Source organism: Mesorhizobium sp. M4B.F.Ca.ET.017.02.2.1 (genome assembly GCF_003998955.1).
In the GTDB taxonomy this organism is placed as follows: domain Bacteria; phylum Pseudomonadota; class Alphaproteobacteria; order Rhizobiales; family Rhizobiaceae; genus Mesorhizobium; species Mesorhizobium abyssinicae.
In genome coordinates this window covers 1-15,571 of the sequence record NZ_RZOF01000034.1, presented here as the reverse complement: position 1 = coordinate 15,571, position 15,571 = coordinate 1, and the positions used below count along the sequence as shown (strand labels likewise).

Below are 15,571 nucleotides of genomic sequence, written 5' to 3'. Positions count from 1 at the left end.
CCCGATGCCGAAACATAGAAGCAGGTGGCCACAATCGAGAGAGGAGGGGGGTTGGGCATTCACGCAGCCTCCTGGAATCACACGTCGCTGAGCAAGGGCGCACTCCTGCGCTGCTTGGCTTGCGGGTTGACGATATCGGCATGTCCTTCGCCGCTCATCATCGCCCAGAGGTTCTTGGCCGCATGCCAGCCGATGGCCTGAGTTCCTTCAGTCGTCCAGGCCGCGACATGCGGCGTGCACAAGACGTTGGGTGGCGAAAACAGCGGATCGTCGGTCTTCGGCGGCTCCTGGTCGAACACGTCGAGCGCCGCACCAGCGGACTGCCAGCATCAGAGCGACCGCGTGCTCGCTGACCGTGAAGATCTGAAAATCGTTCGGCGTGCTGGAAACCAGAATGCCGTGCTCGGTGGCGGCGTCGATGTCGATGCTGTCGACACCAATGCCATATTTGGAGATGTAGCGCAGATCCGGAAGCGCCTGCATGACACGCCGGGTGATGCGGGTGCCGCCTGCCCCCATCAAGGCGACACAGCCGTGTGCCTTGGCAATCAGCTCATCCTCGGTGAAGCGCTCGAACGGCATTTCCCAGAGCCCATTTCCGAAAATGACGTTGACTCCACGCTCGCGCAGCCAGTCCAGCGAGGCGTCAGTCGGGTCGTAGCGTTCAAATGCGAGAACGCTGGGCAAGCCTTGAGCGCTCATGATGGTGGCGATCTCCTCAAAAACCTTCGAATTGTCCAGACGGAAAACTTCTTACCGATTTCAATCCGCTTCAAGCGCCATCTAGTCCCGCAAGCCCGCCAGACGCCAGCCATCAACGAACGGCTGCGCATCACTCGGCCTCTTAAAAGGTGAGTTCGCCACCAAATCACCGACCCTCCAATTTGGATTGCCCGCAAGAAATAGGCGGGCTTCCTCCTCTGCCTCAGGAACGCGACCGGCAAGGGCAAGCGCGGGAACCAAGTGCTCCCTCGAACCCGTCCCGTACGTTTCTTCCCGGCTCAACGAAGCAACAGCTTCTTCATAGTGACCGGAGGAAATCTGCGCTATTCCCATGATCCAGAAATACCAACCGGGTGGACGAGGATTTATACGGAGGGCCGCGCCACAAGCTATCAGTGCCGCTTGCGGATCGCCTAAGTAGATCTGAAGCTCACCCATCCATGCAACCGCATGCGCCAGCCGTTAGATCACGGTTCTCATCCACGCCAGGAAAGACTCCATCACCGCGGATCGCTGACTGTGGTTTATCCATACGACATAGAAGCTGTAGCCCGGCAAGGACAATGGATGGGCTTTGACGAGCGTGCCAGTTTCCAGTTCACGGCCAACCACGACGTCACTTAAGATTGCAATGCCTTGCCCGGCGACAACTGCATCGATCGCATGCAGCTCTTCGCGAAAGCTCAAATCCCAGGCTTTGTCCGGGATCAGGTCCGGATCGATTGAACGCGCCGTTGCCAGCCATCGGCGCCAGGTGGGAGCGTCCGGATCCCGGTTCATCCAGTCAAAATGGATCAACGGATAGCGCAGTAGGTCGGCGGCACGCTCGACCGGCCGCCCATCGCCTGCCAGCAATCGCGGACTGCAAATCGGAAAGAAGGAATCGCGGCACAGCTCTTGCGCGGCAAATCCCAAAGGCGGGCGCCGTGTGTAGCGGACCGCCACATCGGCGGCGCCGGCGCGCAGATCGAGCAGCGCGTCCGTGCCGATGATCTCCAGGGGCACGGCCGGGTTGACCTCTCGCCATTTCGGCAACCGGGGCACGAGCCAGCGGCTCGCGAAAGCGTTCGGGCTTGTCACCCGCAACGGCGTTTGAACATCCGAGTCGGCGACCGCGGCAAGGGAACCAGCGAGAATATCAAAGCCGTTGCGCAGGATCGGGAACAGGCGCGCTCCCGCGCTCGTCAGCGCGAGCGGGCGCGGTCGGCGCTGGAACAGCTTCAGGCCGCATATCTCTTCCAGCAGGCGGACCTGGTGACTGATCGCCGTCGGGGTCACGCCGAGCTCCACCGCCGCGGCCTTGAAGCTGCCGTGCCGGGCAGCGGCCTCAAAGGCATGCAAGGCGCGGAGCGGCGGAGTGTTCCTCATGCTGCCAGTGTAGATGAATTCCTCTCACCTAGTAGCTAAGAATTTCGCTTTTGCAGAAGGCCGGACGCTATGAGACCGTGGTCCTGTTGGAACCGAGGACAGCAAGGATGGAGCTTCCGCGACAGACCGACGTGCCATCGGGCCGATCCGATTCCTCGATCACGGCGATCGAACAGTTCCGCCAAGGCTTACGGGGCGAACTGGTATTGCCGAAGGACGCTGCCTACGACAAAGCGCGCAGGGTCTGGAACGGGGCGATCGACAAACGTCCCGCCGCAATCGTCTTTTGCGCCGATCCCGATGACGTCGTCCATGCCGTGACCTATGCCAGGTCGCAAGGCTGCCTCGTGGCGGTTCGCAGCGGCGGCCACAACGTCGCCGGTCTGTCCGTCTGCGACGATGGGATGGTGATCGATCTGTCCCGCATGAAGACGATCGCGGTCGATGCTGAGCGTCGCATCGCCAGGGCCGAGGCTGGTCTGACCCTCGGCGAGCTCGACGCTGCCACACAAGCGTATGGTCTTGCGACGACCATGGGCGTCAATGGCGACACCGGTATTGCCGGCCTCACGCTCGGTGGAGGCTTCGGCAAGCTCGGACGAAAGCACGGCCTGAGCTGCGATAATCTGATCGCGGCCGAAATTGTCACGGCCGATGGACAGCTGTTGCGAACAAGCGCCACTGAGCATCCCGACCTGTTCTGGGCCTTACGCGGCGGCGGCGGTAATTTCGGCATCGTGACGAGGTTCGAATACCGGCTGCACCCGATCGGCCCGTCGCTTCTCGTGGGCTCGGTGCTTCATGCTTACGATCATGCGCGCGAGGCCATGCGGTTCTACGACAGATTCTCCCGCGGCGCCCCGGACGAGGTGAGCGTCGACGCCGCGCTCGTCACGCTGCCCTCGGGTGACCGCGCCTTCAATATCTCGGCTTGCTATGTCGGGTCGCCCGAAGCGGGCGAATCCGTCATCGCGCCGCTGATGCAATTCGGATCGCCCATCGACAGCCGCCTTCAGGCCGTTCCTTATCTCCAGATTCAATCGGCGGGCGACAGCCTCTTTCCGCGCGGGCGGCGCTATTACTGGAAGGCGCAGTTCCTGCGCGAGATCAGCGATGGTGCGATCGAGGCGCTGCTCGGCAGTTACGCGAGGGCTCCCAATCATTCGTCCCTGCTGGTTTTCCAGCAGGTCGGCGGCGCGATCGCTCGCGTGCCCGCGTCACACTCGCCCTATGCCAACCGCGACGCGGCCCTTGACTGCTTCCCGATCGCCATCTGGGACAATCCGGCCGATGACGAGGCGAACATCCGCTGGGCGCGCGAGTTGTGGAACGCGGTCAGACCATTCTCCACCGGCGGTGTCTATGCCAACAATCTCGGCGATGAGGGCGACGAGCGCGTGCGGGATGCTTACGGCGGAAATTATGCGCGCCTCGTCGCCATCAAGAAGCAATACGACCCGACCAATTTCTTCCGGTTGAACCAAAACATACGGCCTGGCTAGTTCGGGCTCCGTGGGGGGAACCGTGCGCAGTCGCTGGACAATCCTTGCGGTCCTGTTCGTCGCCCGCACCGCAATGGCCTTTCAATTTCAGAGCATTGCCGCTGTCGCGCCCCTTGTCGGCGACAGCCTCGGGGCGAGCCTGGCCGACATCGGGATTCTGATCGGCCTTTATCTGGCGCCGGGGGTCGCACTGGCCCTGCCCGGCGCGACGATCGGCCAGCGCCATGGCGACAAGTCGACCGTTCTCGCCGGCCTGCTGATGATGCTGGCGGGTGAAATGCTGACGACGGCTTCGACATCCTGGAGCCTGCAGATCGGTGGCCGACTGATCGGCGGCACAGGCGGTGTCCTCCTGAATGTCCTGATGACCAAGATGGTCGCCGACTGGTTTGCCGGCCGGGAGATCGCAACCGCGATGGCTATCTACATCAACTCGTGGCCAGCGGGTATCGCCATCGCTCTCATGCTGCTGCCGGCAATCGGGACGACGTTCGGGATGGCCGCAGTCGGCCTTGCCGTTTCGGTTCTGATTATGGTTGGCATCGGCCTCATGGCCTTCGTCTATCGCGCCCCGGAGGCGTCACATGCCGGGAGAATAGCGCGCTTGGCCATTTCAGCCGGTACAAGCTATGCGCTGGTCACCGCCGGCCTGATCTGGTGCCTCTACAATGTCGGCTTCGCAATGGTCTTCAGCTTCGGTCCCGAGATGCTTGTCGATCGCGGATGGTCCAACGCGGCGGCAGGCTCGGCGATCAGTGTCGTGCTTTGGCTGGCTATGCTTTCAGTCCCGCTGGGTGGCTTGCTGGTCGATCGCACCAGACGGGGCGGTGCGATTCTCACTCTAGGCTGTGCGGGTTTCGCAATGCTGATGCTCCTTCTGTCGCGGAACGGACCATTGCTGCCCCTCATCATCGCCACGGGGATCGTATGCGGCCTGCCGGCCGGCGCGATCATGAGCTTGCCCACGCGCGTGCTCGATCAAAGGACGCGATCGATCGGGATGGGAGTGTTCTACACCGTCTACTATGCCGGCATGCTGGCCGCGCCAGCGATCGGCGGCAGGCTTGCCGTTTGGGCTGGCACCGCGACGGCCGCGCTCGACCTGGGCGCTGCCGCCCTCCTCATTTGCCCTTTTCTTCTGTGGCCATTCCACCGGTTCACCCGCCTGTCACAGGCGATGGTGGATCCAATCGGGTAAGACGGCTCTGCATTTCCGTTCGTCGGTTAGACCTTCACTTGGCATCACCAGGTCGCGAGTGCAGTCGCTGCACGTCAGCTTTCAGGAAATGCAAAGGTGAACTATACGGCCGACATGCAGCGCAAAGCCGCGGTTCCTTCGGCATGCGAAACTGAACGGATCCGCGTCAAAGGCGACCCTAAACGTGCGATTATCGAGACGCGGAAAGGCCGTTCTGGCGTTTGTATGCGAAGCGAATAGCGGACATTTTAACCGATGGAGCTAAGGTCCTGAATTGGACCCGAAGCCGTCACTGTCCGATTGCGGGGCAACTGCCGCGAACAAGCAGCAGGTAAGGTGGGACCCGCTCGTCAGTGGCGCTGCGGCAGGGATCGCCAAGGCGTCGCGCGAGTCATAGCCTCAAGAAGCGTGATCTGTGGTATGATAGACCGGTGAGGGCACGCTGGAGGCGCCGGTCCCTCGGGCCCGCGGCTTGCGTGTCGCGAATCTTGACTGGGGCTCAACATGGAGCGGAAGCTCGCTGCCATCCTTGCCATCGATGTCGTAGGGTACTCGGCGCTCATGGAGGCGGATGAAGCGGGCACCTTCGATCGGCTGAAACGTGGCCGCAAAGAGCTGTTCGAGCCGGAAATCGAGACGCGACACGGGCGAATCTTCAAGCTGATGGGAGACGGCCTGCTGGCGGAGTTCGGCAGCGTGGTAGATGCAGTCGAATGCGCGGTCACGCTTCAGCGCGGCATGGCGGAACGTAACGCGAGCGTCGCCGAAGACCAGCGCTTCGAAGTCCGGATCGGAATCAACCTTGGGGAAGTGATCGTCGAAGGGGACGATCGCTATGGCGAGGGTGTGAATGTGGCGTCGCGCCTCCAACAACTCGCCGAGCCCGGTGGCATCTGCGTTTCGGAGAAGGTGTCCAAGGAGGTTAGGCAGAAGCTAGCGTTTGCGTTCGAGCCCATGGGCGAGCAGCGGGTGAAGAACATAGCCGAGCCGGTATACTGCTATCGCGTGAACCTGCAGCTTCCGAGAGCGGCTCCGGTAGGGCGACTGGCATCGCTGGAACTGCCCGACAGGCCCTCGATCGCGGTCTTGCCTTTTACCAACATGAGCAACGATCCGGAGCAGGAAACCTTTGTCGACGGCTTGACCGAAGACTTGATCACCGACCTGTCTCGCTCAGCCGGCCTCTTCGTCATCGCGCGCAACTCGACCTTTGCTTACAAGGGGCGGTCGGTCGATGTGCGTTTGGCCGCGCGTGATCTTGGGGTGCGCTATGTGATTGAAGGCAGCGCCCGGCGCGCCGCGAGGCGCGTGCGCATCAATGCGCAGCTGATCGACGCGGTCGGCGGCGATCATATCTGGGCCGAGCGTTACGACAGCAGCCTCGAGGATATCTTTGCAGTGCAGGATGAGGTCACGGCCAAGATCGTCGAAGCCCTCGTCGGTCGATTGGCCGGACAGCCGGCGCGCAAACGGCCGACGAGTCTCGAAGCGTATGACCTCTGTGTGCGAGCCCGCGGTGTCAGTTTTCAGACCGGGTTAGGCGCGCGGGAAGCGCGCACCCTCCTGGAAAAGGCGATCGGACTCGATCCCGACTATGCCGAAGCACATAGCTTGCTGGCCCTCAATCTTTGGCTCGGCTGGCTGTTCTGGAACGAGCCGAGGGAAACCAACCAGCCTCGCGCCCTCGCGGAAGCTCAGCGGGCAGTGGCGCTCGACCCTAACGATGCCGGGAACCGCTGGTTGCTGGGTATCATACTTAGTCACGAACGGCGCTTCCCGGAATCGGATGCTGAGTTCGAAGCGACCTTCAAGCTCGATCCCAATCATGCCGATGCCTGGGCGATGCGCTCGGATCTCATCACCTTAAGGGGCGACGCCGTCAAGGGCGTCGAATTTGTGAAGCGGGCGTTGCGGCTCAATCCGCACCCTCCGGGATGGTACTACTGGATGGCCGGTCAAGCCTATTATGCGCTCGGCGACTATCAATCTGCGGTCGAGGCCTTACGCAGGCCGGAAACCTACCGCACCACGTCGCGGCGCATCTTAGCGGCAGCCCTTGCGCAGCTCGGGCGCCTTGATGAAGCTCGTCAAGAGGCGGAATTCTTCCTGATGAGCGATCCCCATTTCAGCATCGGGCACTGGGCAACATCACAGCCATTCGACGACGAGGAAGTGCTCCAGCGCTTCGTCGAAGGCTACCGCAAGGCTGGCCTTCCCGACTAAAGGGCGCATCCTTTGGATCGCCGGCTTGCTCTCGTCAGATATAGGCTCGTCTTTTGACTATGAGGGCAATGCCCGTGGGTTTCATCGATCAATGTCCGTTGAGGGCGCAAACGCCCCTCACCTTCGCCTGTTCACTCAGATGTCTGCTATTGGGGTGCGGGCAGGATCCGTGCGACGACCGAGATTAGGCGCAAAGCTGACACTCGCTGCCATGCGTAGAGATTGTCGACACGAAGGAACACAGTGGCATTGCCACGAGCGGAATGACGGCCTTACAAACGCCTGACGACGAATTCTCAGGATAGGGCAGGGGCTACTATGAGTGGCTGGTTGCATACTCTTCCACTCGCTTGGATGGCTGTCGTAGTGTTCGGGGCCACCTATATCGTCGCCTTGATCTTGCACCAAGTCATCGCCGCTCTGTCTGCGGGCTCCACGGCGCGGTCATTCAAGGCGCTTTCGCCTGGCATGTTGCCGCCGCTCGGGATCATCTTTGGCCTATTTGTGGCGTTCACCGCGGCTCAGGTCTGGAGCGACAACGATCGCGCCAATGCGGCAGTCAATCGTGAGGCCAGTGCGTTGCGGTCGGTCGTGGTTCTGGCGAGCAGCTTTCCAGGGCAGCCCGAGGCGCGCCTACGGGCGCTGGTGCGCAGCTATATCGAGGAAACGACGAGCCAGGAGTGGCCGCTGATGGCCGAGAGCGCGGCGACCCTCACCATAATCCCGCCGCCGCTTCACCAGGCGCTGCGGACGACGCTGGCTTTGGCGCCAGGCAATCCCGGCCAGGAGATCGCGCAGCGCGAGATGACGAGGGCGCTTGAAGACGCCTTCGAGGCGCGTCGCCAACGGGTTCTCGTCAGCTCGGCACAGGTCAACCCCACGAAGTGGGCCTGCCTGATCCTGCAAGCCTTCTGTGCTCTTCTCGCGATCGCGGTCGTCCATAGTGACAACCGAATGGCATCGGCGATCGCTCTTGGAAGTTTTGCGACCGGCGTGGCGGCATCCGTTCTGCTAATTCTCGCCCACGACCGGCCCTTCACGGGAGAGATCGCAGTATCACCGCAACCGTTGCTGCAGGTCATGCCGGAAGCCAATGCGGGCGGCGGTGGATGATACAGGCAGGAGTGCCACGACGGGCAAATTCCGTCGCGTTGTGAGGCTCTGATTTGGTGACAGGTAAAACTGCCCCCTACGAGTCGTCCCTCTCGTCGCGCAGATTGGACACAACGCGGCGGTTCTGCGACCTGCAGGCGGTGTCGGGACAGTCGCGGACCAGCCTGTCCTTGCCGTAGCCCTTGGCCCACATGCGGTTGCGGTCTATACCGCCGGCGGCGAGGTAGTTCATCACGGCATCGGCGCGCTGCTGCGACAGCGCCGTTTCGCTTGCGCCGGGATCGTCGGCGAAACCCTGCAGCTTGAGCAGCCAGCGCGGATACTTTGCCAACCAGGCGATCTGGGTGTCGAGGGTGGTCTTGGCGACCGAATCGAGCTCCGCCGAACCTTTCGTGAAAAAGGTGCGGCGGCCGACATTGAGGATAAAATCCTCCTCGCTGCCCGGCTGCACGTTTTGGAAGCCGGCAATCTCGGCGTTGGTGACATCGGGCGTGGAAGGGGCCAGCGTGTTGCTGGTCGAGCACGATGCGGCCACCACCAGCAGGCCGGCGGCGAGCAGCCGACGCGTGTTTTCAATCATGCGGTTCATGGTGCGCCATCATTCGACAGTGGTGGAAGCGGGCGCCTGGTCGGCGATGTGCGGCAGGACCTCCACCGCGGTGCCGATCGGGCACCGCTGGTATAGGTCTATGATGTCTTCCGGGAACATGCGGATGCAGCCGCTGGAAGCGTCGGTGCCGATGCTCCATGGTTCCAGCGTGCCATGCAGGCGGTACCCTATGTCGGCGCCGTCGCGGTACAGATAGAGCGCGCGCGGCCCGAGCGGATTGTTGGGCGCGCCGCCTGCGATCATGGGCGGTAGCTCCGGCCTGCGCTTAAGCATTTCGGGGGGCGGGACCCATTGCGGCCAGAGCGCGCGGCGGTCGATCGTCGCGCGGCCGTACCACTTGAAGCCCTCCTTGCCGACGCCGACGCCGTAGCGGATGGCGGTCTTGTTTTCCATGATGAGGTAGAGAAAGTGGTGGCGGGTATCGACCACGACGGTGCCGACCGACTCGCTGCTGAAATACTTGACGATCTGGCGATGCCATCGCTTGTCGATCTTGGCGAAGTTGGTCTTGCGATAGACAAAATTGTTGTCGGTGGCGGTACCGGCGAAAAAGGATTTTGCCGCCGCGGCTCGAACAGTATTGCCGGTTGCACCGACCACGACCAGTGCCAGGCCGCCGGTCACGACACCCCTGCGTGATAAAACCATCGGCAATCCCCCATGCCTTTAGGCTGGCAAACCATAGTTGAGAACTATTTCGCCTCAAAGTGGAAAATGCCGCAGTTAGCCGGAAGCCGTCCGTCCGCTTTGGGGGGTGAGCGCGACAAGCTATTTCTACTTCGGACCTCATCCCGGTCGTCGGCAACATTTCCGCCGCGTCCCCAAAGCAGTCACTTTGCCATTTGTGGCCTTGATCTTGGATCGCTCATTGAACGCATCAACACCATCGGAGCTGCCCCCACGACTAGAACCTCAACACCCAGGCTTCCACTTTTCCCTTGCCTTTGACCTCGATGGCGCCCCGCGGCTCGAAGACGAATTGGTGCTTGAGCTGTTCGTAGACGGGGCGCGTTACCTGAACAGAATCGGGAACTCCGCCAGACTCCATGCGGCTCGCCAGGTTCACTGTGTCACCCCATAAATCATAGATGTACTTACTCTTCCCAATGACTCCGGCGACCACTGGCCCGCTGTTGACGCCAACCCTGAGCTTCATCGAGACGTTGTGTTCCATCGCGTGCTCACGGGTAATGTGGACCATGCGGATGGCCATGCGGACCATGCGCTCGGCGTGGTTGGCCATCGGCACGGGCAGGCCGCACACCGCCATATAGGAGTCGCCCACCGTCTTGATCTTCTCGATGCCAAGATCGTTGGCGGCAACGTCGAAGCGCGTGAAGAGTCCGTTGAGAAACATCACGACATCGTGCGGCGGCATTTCCGATGTCAGTGCCGTGAACCCGACCAGGTCTGCGAAGGCGACCGTGACCTCGGCGAAGCCGTCGGCGATCCTCTCCTCGCCAGCGCGCAGCCGATTGGCGATCGGTGCCGGCAGGACGTTGAGCAGCAGCTGCTCATTCTCGCGGTTCTTGTTCTCGATCACGACATTCTTCTGGCGCAGATCCTCAACCATGCCATTGAAGGCCGAGCAGAGTTCGCCAATCTCGTCGCGCGTGCGGACCGGCACGCTGGTCGCATAGTCGCCGGCAGAGAAGCGTTTCACCCCAGCAGTGAGATCGCGGAGCGGTCCGAGCAGCGCGCGCGAAAGCCAGGCGGCGGTGGCCGCGACCACAAGCATCGCCAGTCCTCCGACGAGCAACAGATCCCGGCGGAGTTCGGCGATCGGTGCGAAGGCCTCGGCGCTGTCGACCTTGGCGACGAGAGCCCACTTGAGGTCGGAAATCGCGAGCGGTCCCCATGAAGCGAGCGTTGGGACGCCACGGTATCCGATGATCTCGCCCGTGCCCTCGACACCGGCGAGCGCGGCACGGGAGGCCTCGGTGTCAATGCGCTGATGCAGCACTGGTGTCCCGTAACGCTGAATGGCGGCGATCTCCTCTTCCGAGGCGCCGACGGACCTGAGGTCGGCGAAGAAGCTATCCCGGTTCTCGTAGAATGCCCGCGGGCCAGAACGCGCCAGATAATCGGGTCCGACGAGATAGGCCCCACCTGTGTCGCCGAACCCTTCCTGCCGCCAGCGGCGGTTGCCGGTGACAACGCTGTCGATCTCATCATTCGACAGTTTCGCGACCAGCACGCCGATGACGGCGCCCTGGGCAATCACCGGTGCTGCCATGAAGGCGATCGGCGCGCCGCCTGACGGCGCATAAGAGGCGAAATCCACGAGGCAGATGGCTGACGGGTCTGCGATCTGCGAGCAGCGGGCGACGGCAGCCGCGACGTTGGCGCTGCGATACGGACCCAACTGAAGAGACGTGGTGAAATCCACCTCCTTCTCGACCGTATAGATCAGGCGACCTGATTTGGGGTCGGCAATCATGAGATCGAAAAAGCCCACCGTGGTAGCCGCAGCGCGCATCAATGGATGATATATCGCATGCAGCCTGGAGTATTCGCTTCCGTCGCCGGCGTCGTCGAGAAGCTTGCGCCGCTCCGCGGGGTTCGGATTTTCCACAATGTAGTGATACTGCAGATCGTAGGGGGCACCATCGACCGGCAGGTAGTCCGACAGGGCTGGTTCCCTGCCCAGGGTGCGCGTCATTCCGGGGATGAAGTTCTCAGCGTACCAATAGCCGACCCTCTGCCGCAGCTCAGGCGGCGCGCCTGCCCGGTCGAGTTGCTCGACCGCGGTCCGGAACTCGCGTGTCGCATCGACCACCATCTTGGAAGTCGCAAGCAGTCGCAGTTCCGCCTGGATCGTGCGGAAGTAGTTTTCAACCTGGCGCGTCTTGGTCTGGCGAGCGGCCGTGAGTTGGTCAAAGACTGCTTTTTCGAGAGCGTCGCGGGCGCGGAAGTAACCGAGCGCCCCGCTGACCATGACCGCGATGGCGCCAAGAAGGACGAGGGTTGTAAACAGCTTTGCAGCCAATCCCCAGCCCGCGTGGCTGGATGAACCCGTTACATCTGAAGACGACACGAGATCTTACTTTGCTTTTGCGTTAGGGGCGTCGCGTCTGACGGCAAGCCAGAATCGTGTTTCATCTGTTTCCCCCTTCTCCCTCGCATATGCATAGCAAATTTGCTGCGAGACGTGTGCGGGAATGCGTTGTCGATTTGCCAGTGGGACCGCACGGCAGAAGCGTCGCGGTCGCACGGACACCGTCCGCTTGTTCTATCACTCATCGCACTGCGGCAGTCAGGGTCGGCGGCTTGTCTCGCTGCCCCAGGTCGGGTTCTGCAAATCTCCGTGCAGGCAATAGTCGAAAGCATGGCACGCGTCGGTAGCGGGCCGGGTTTCCCAGAATGAACAGGCGAGATTCGCCGTCCGCACGACGCGCTCTCGCGCTTGCTCAACGCCCATGCCGAGGATCAGGGAACCGTCCTTGCGCTCGCGTAGCCACTTCTCAATGCCATGTCCCAGATCTTGCGCGTATTTGAAACTCAGGCTCATCGTGAGATTGGTTTCCAGGGCGGCTGTGGTCGCATCAGGCCAAAGCGGAGCAAGCGCAAGTTCCGATCTTGTCATCTCGCCTTCTCGCAGGACAGCGCAATCCGCCGCTATGGCGACGCGTTGCGCCGCCCGCCACCTGGCCATGTCATCGCGTCCGGTCGGACCGTATATGCTGAGCGTGTCGAGCAAATCCCGATAGGAGCGGTCCCGATCAAATGCGAGGTGGCGAAATTCCAGCGCCGCAATCGCTTCGACAAGCGAAACTCCCCTTCGAGCAGCTTCGGTCGCGTCCTGCCAGGCAGCAACGGCATAGTCGCTGCTTATTATATTGCGCTGGTAGAAGTCGGGAAGCGCCTCGTCGAGTTTGGCCAGCGGCGTCGCAAGGGCCTCGAAGGCCTCACGCCGCGCATCGTTGCGAACACCATCGAATACGAATTCGCTCCAGGTGACGAAGATTGCCCGGATTGAATGCAAGCGAATGGGAAGCTCTATTTCGCGCCCCAATCCCCAGGGCCCATCGCCAATGCGTGCAATTCCAGGGAAGGCGCGCATCGCCGCTCGCAATGCGACCAGGCGCTTGCTCGCATCGTCGGAGATGCTGGCCAGCATGGCGCGAGGCGAAACATCGTCCGCAAGTCGCTCGCTCCAGAATCTGAGCCGTTCAGATGGGTGCATTGGGTCTCGGGATCGGCTTGCCGGTAGTGGGAAGCCAATCTTGCCACATAGTACCTAAGATTGCCTGCACGTGACGTCAGCACGGCGAACCGCCGGACCGGCCAGGTGGGTCATCGCGTGCCACTAACCTGTCCTGCCGACCTGGTTCACCATAACCTGCTGCATGAAACGCCTGATCGGCACGATTGGAATGTTTGGGCTGGGCAATTCGCGCCTAATCTTCTCGATTTGAACTCGGGTGAGGCCTTTCCCAGCGCCGATATGGCCTATCGCGCCGCGGCCATGAGCCAGGGCGTCGCGATCGGAGACCTCTCCGTGCTCCACGAGGAGATCACCACCGGGGAACTGGTCCTATCGCTGCGTTCCGCAAATGGGTTTCGGAGGAAGCCGCGCGGTCCTGAAGGCCGCGCCTGCGCCTCACTGCACCCAGCTTGACTCCACCTCTCGCCAGCTCCAACAGCTCATAGACTGCGGCCGGGCTGCCATGGGACGAACGCGTAGGCTCAGGTCTTCTCACTTCTTTCTAGCGCGATACACACCGCCATCACGTGCTAAAGGCTCTACATCTCGACAATCAGGAGGAGCTTTAACGGCGGCCATCAGTGCCAATAGGTACGGAATTCGGAACTCGTCCCTATTGCTTTCTTGGATCTTATTCACGGCGACCGAACTGACAGAGTAGTCTGGACAGGTAATGGAAGCCCCGAGATATCCACCCCATGCCACCGCTGCTGCGTGGATTTTATACTGTGAACTGCCACGCGGCGTCGCATCGAGTAGACTTAGCATCTCTTCGCGGGGATTCGAGGTTCCAATATCGAAATCAAGAATTTCAGCGCCCAGGTCATCACACTCTTCTCCGGGTATCCCGCCGTCTTTCACGCTCCAAGTGCTTTGGGCGTCGAAGTAGATTTTTTGTACCAGTGTGATATCTGAAGGGCTAAGACTCCAAGTCAGCCTTTTGTAGTAATTTTCCAATGCCTTAATATCTATCAGTGGAACCAAATCGCATTTATCGTCAAATTCTTTGTGTAGCGTCAGAGCGTTCATCATGCGGCCGAGTATGTTGGCGCGATACAACGAATCTCGGCTGGCCACGTTGTGATAGACCTCCTTCGCCAAAACGGTCGACGACGCGAGAGAAGCGAGAAACGACAACAGAAGGATGAAACGCACTTCGACGCCCTTTCCGCGAACGCAGCCATCTTAAGCAGCAAACCTAAAGACGACTGATCTGAAAACAATGTAGGGGCGAAGCAAGCAGGGCCCGAACTTAACCATTTCTTTTCATGGCAAGCAGTTCGCGGTGGATCGGGTGGGGAACAGTGCCTGCTTGCGCGAAAGGCGTGCCGGTCTCAACCGCGCCAATGTCCGGCGTCAGAGAGCGGACCCACCTCCGGAATGACGATATGAGGTGCAGAACTGTCGTTCACTTCGGCCAATCAGGCTGCGCCGTCGATGAACGAGATAGAGGCGCGAGCAGACTTACTCCGAAAAGCTCACGCTCACGCCGCGCTGCCGAAAATAGGCCTGCATCAACTTGCGACCGGAGCGGTTGCTCTGCGCCAATTTGGCCGGATCGAACACCGCCTGTTTTTTCCCCTCTCGTGCCAGCGCCGCCTTGAGTGTCGCGATATGTGCATCGATGTCGGCATTGTCCGCTCGGAGTGAGGCGTAGATGTTCTCGGTCGCCTCGGCCACAGTGAGTTCGTTCACAGCTGTCGTCCTTTGATTGATTTGAGCGGCGCTTAGCACAGATTCGCGGCGCCGCCGAGAGCGACACCAGCGCCATCTGGTAAGCGTGGCCCTCCTTAAGAACGCCTTAGCGTCCGCCCACTCCGTGCTATAATTGGACTATCGACGCCGACCTGACTAAGGCCGACCGCGATTTCAGCATGCCCAAGGACGTATGTGCCGCACATGAGCTCAAGCCGCCCGCCCGCACATCCGTCGTGAATTGACCCGGGAGGAGGGATCAGCATGCCAGAACGTCTCAACATAGGCCCGCTGCAACTTGGCGAAACGGCGCCCAATTTCGTGCTCGACGCCATTACCCGCGAGGGCAAGATCGCCATCGACGATTTCCGAGGCGAGAAACCAGTGCTGGTCGGACTGTATAGAGGCTTGCATTGCCCCTTTTGCAGGCGCCATATCGCCATACTTTCGCAACTCACCCCAGCCCTCAATGCGAAGGGCATCGAAAGCCTGACGGTGGTAAACACCCCTGTCGAGCGGGCGCGCCTTTATCTCCGCTACCATCCGATGCTAGGCCTCGCGGCATCCGATCCGGAGCGGACTTCACACCGCGCCTTTGGGTTGCCGAATATGCAGATCACCGAAGACGAGAGCGCATGGCCGCAAAAGGTTTCGATGAGCGATGTGAAGTCGATACGGGTCGAATTGCCGGACGAGATGCCGGAACCGATGGACCCGTTTGCGGCGCTCGAATATCTGAACAAGAAAGACGGCTACGACATCACTGAAGCGGATCAACAGATGATGGCAACCGGCATAGGGCAGCTCGTCGGCCAGTTCCTGCTGGACCGCGATGGCGTCGTTCGCTGGGCCTCCAACGAGGTCCTCGATGGCGGCCTGTTCGGCGCCCCGAACACTCGGGAGCTGATGTCGGCAGCGTCACAAATCGGAAG

At 61.2% G+C, this 15,571-nt stretch carries 14 protein-coding genes; 5 read left to right on the top strand and 9 right to left on the bottom strand.

Going from position 1 to position 15,571, the window contains the following annotated elements; translation table 11 throughout:
* Positions 1 to 77: 77 nt before the first annotated feature.
* The 3 genes from EN738_RS36135 to EN738_RS07020 form a co-directional block, all read right to left on the bottom strand.
* Positions 78 to 299 (bottom strand): hypothetical protein, encoded by a 222-nt coding sequence (locus tag EN738_RS36135; RefSeq protein WP_245494399.1) that lies wholly within the window; start codon positions 297 to 299, stop codon positions 78 to 80.
* The gene (locus EN738_RS07025; protein ID WP_245494397.1) at positions 208 to 702 is read right to left on the bottom strand and encodes a hypothetical protein; all 495 of its coding nucleotides are present in this window, start codon (positions 700 to 702) and stop codon (positions 208 to 210) included. The genes EN738_RS36135 and EN738_RS07025 overlap by 92 nt, the downstream gene beginning before the upstream one ends.
* Positions 703 to 1,185: 483 nt before the next feature.
* On the bottom strand, positions 1,186 to 2,064 hold the full coding sequence (locus EN738_RS07020) for a LysR substrate-binding domain-containing protein (protein ID WP_245478145.1): 879 nt from the start codon (positions 2,062 to 2,064) through the stop codon (positions 1,186 to 1,188).
* 77 nt (positions 2,065 to 2,141) lie between these two features.
* On the opposite strand from EN738_RS07020, the gene EN738_RS07015 reads away from it, so the two are divergent.
* The 4 genes from EN738_RS07015 to EN738_RS07000 all read left to right on the top strand — a co-directional run bounded on the left by EN738_RS07015 (position 2,142) and on the right by EN738_RS07000 (position 8,127).
* Positions 2,142 to 3,593 carry an FAD-binding oxidoreductase gene (locus EN738_RS07015; protein ID WP_245494396.1) on the top strand — a complete coding sequence of 484 codons (1,452 nt, stop codon included), beginning with the start codon at positions 2,142 to 2,144 and terminating at the stop codon, positions 3,591 to 3,593.
* A gap of 22 nt (positions 3,594 to 3,615) precedes the next feature.
* On the top strand, positions 3,616 to 4,791 hold the full coding sequence (locus tag EN738_RS07010) for an MFS transporter (protein WP_127283068.1): 1,176 nt from the start codon (positions 3,616 to 3,618) through the stop codon (positions 4,789 to 4,791).
* A 504-nt stretch (positions 4,792 to 5,295) separates the two neighbouring features.
* Complete coding sequence (locus tag EN738_RS07005) at positions 5,296 to 7,014, top strand: adenylate/guanylate cyclase domain-containing protein (RefSeq protein WP_127283067.1); 1,719 nt, start codon at positions 5,296 to 5,298, stop codon at positions 7,012 to 7,014.
* Between the two features lie 366 nt (positions 7,015 to 7,380).
* Complete coding sequence (locus EN738_RS07000; RefSeq protein WP_245478147.1) at positions 7,381 to 8,127, top strand: DUF4239 domain-containing protein; 747 nt, start codon at positions 7,381 to 7,383, stop codon at positions 8,125 to 8,127.
* Between the two features lie 76 nt (positions 8,128 to 8,203).
* On the opposite strand, the gene EN738_RS06995 is transcribed toward EN738_RS07000, so the two are convergent.
* From EN738_RS06995 to EN738_RS06965, 6 genes are all read right to left on the bottom strand, one after another.
* Positions 8,204 to 8,716 carry an OmpA family protein gene (locus EN738_RS06995; protein WP_127283065.1) on the bottom strand — a complete coding sequence of 171 codons (513 nt, stop codon included), beginning with the start codon at positions 8,714 to 8,716 and terminating at the stop codon, positions 8,204 to 8,206.
* A gap of 9 nt (positions 8,717 to 8,725) precedes the next feature.
* A complete protein-coding gene (locus tag EN738_RS06990; protein WP_127283082.1) occupies positions 8,726 to 9,385 on the bottom strand; it encodes a L,D-transpeptidase in 660 nt (219 codons plus the stop codon).
* A 256-nt stretch (positions 9,386 to 9,641) separates the two neighbouring features.
* Positions 9,642 to 11,726, bottom strand: a complete 2,085-nt coding sequence (locus EN738_RS06985; RefSeq protein ID WP_127283064.1) for an adenylate/guanylate cyclase domain-containing protein — start codon at positions 11,724 to 11,726, stop codon at positions 9,642 to 9,644.
* A gap of 267 nt (positions 11,727 to 11,993) precedes the next feature.
* Positions 11,994 to 12,857 (bottom strand): hypothetical protein, encoded by an 864-nt coding sequence (locus EN738_RS06980; RefSeq protein WP_127283063.1) that lies wholly within the window; start codon positions 12,855 to 12,857, stop codon positions 11,994 to 11,996.
* A 579-nt stretch (positions 12,858 to 13,436) separates the two neighbouring features.
* Positions 13,437 to 14,099 carry a hypothetical protein gene (locus EN738_RS06970; RefSeq protein WP_127283061.1) on the bottom strand — a complete coding sequence of 221 codons (663 nt, stop codon included), beginning with the start codon at positions 14,097 to 14,099 and terminating at the stop codon, positions 13,437 to 13,439.
* Positions 14,100 to 14,408: 309 nt separating this feature from the next.
* Complete coding sequence (locus EN738_RS06965; protein ID WP_127283060.1) at positions 14,409 to 14,639, bottom strand: hypothetical protein; 231 nt, start codon at positions 14,637 to 14,639, stop codon at positions 14,409 to 14,411.
* A gap of 264 nt (positions 14,640 to 14,903) precedes the next feature.
* Between EN738_RS06965 and EN738_RS06960 the strand changes: the two genes are divergently transcribed.
* A partial coding sequence (locus tag EN738_RS06960; RefSeq protein ID WP_145966829.1) for a peroxiredoxin-like family protein occupies positions 14,904 to 15,571 on the top strand: 668 nt, incomplete at its 3' end.

Excerpts from the sequence above, each read along its gene's own strand:
- EN738_RS07025 (WP_245494397.1), bottom strand. The coding sequence starts at position 702 with ATGAGCGCTCAAGGCTTGCCCAGCGTTCTCGCATTTGAACGCTACGAC.
- EN738_RS07005 (WP_127283067.1), top strand. The coding sequence starts at position 5,296 with ATGGAGCGGAAGCTCGCTGCCATCCTTGCCATCGATGTCGTAGGGTAC.
- EN738_RS06995 (WP_127283065.1), bottom strand. The coding sequence starts at position 8,716 with ATGAACCGCATGATTGAAAACACGCGTCGGCTGCTCGCCGCCGGCCTG.
- EN738_RS06990 (WP_127283082.1), bottom strand. The coding sequence starts at position 9,385 with ATGGTTTTATCACGCAGGGGTGTCGTGACCGGCGGCCTGGCACTGGTC.
- EN738_RS06980 (WP_127283063.1), bottom strand. The coding sequence starts at position 12,857 with ATGCTGGCCAGCATCTCCGACGATGCGAGCAAGCGCCTGGTCGCATTG.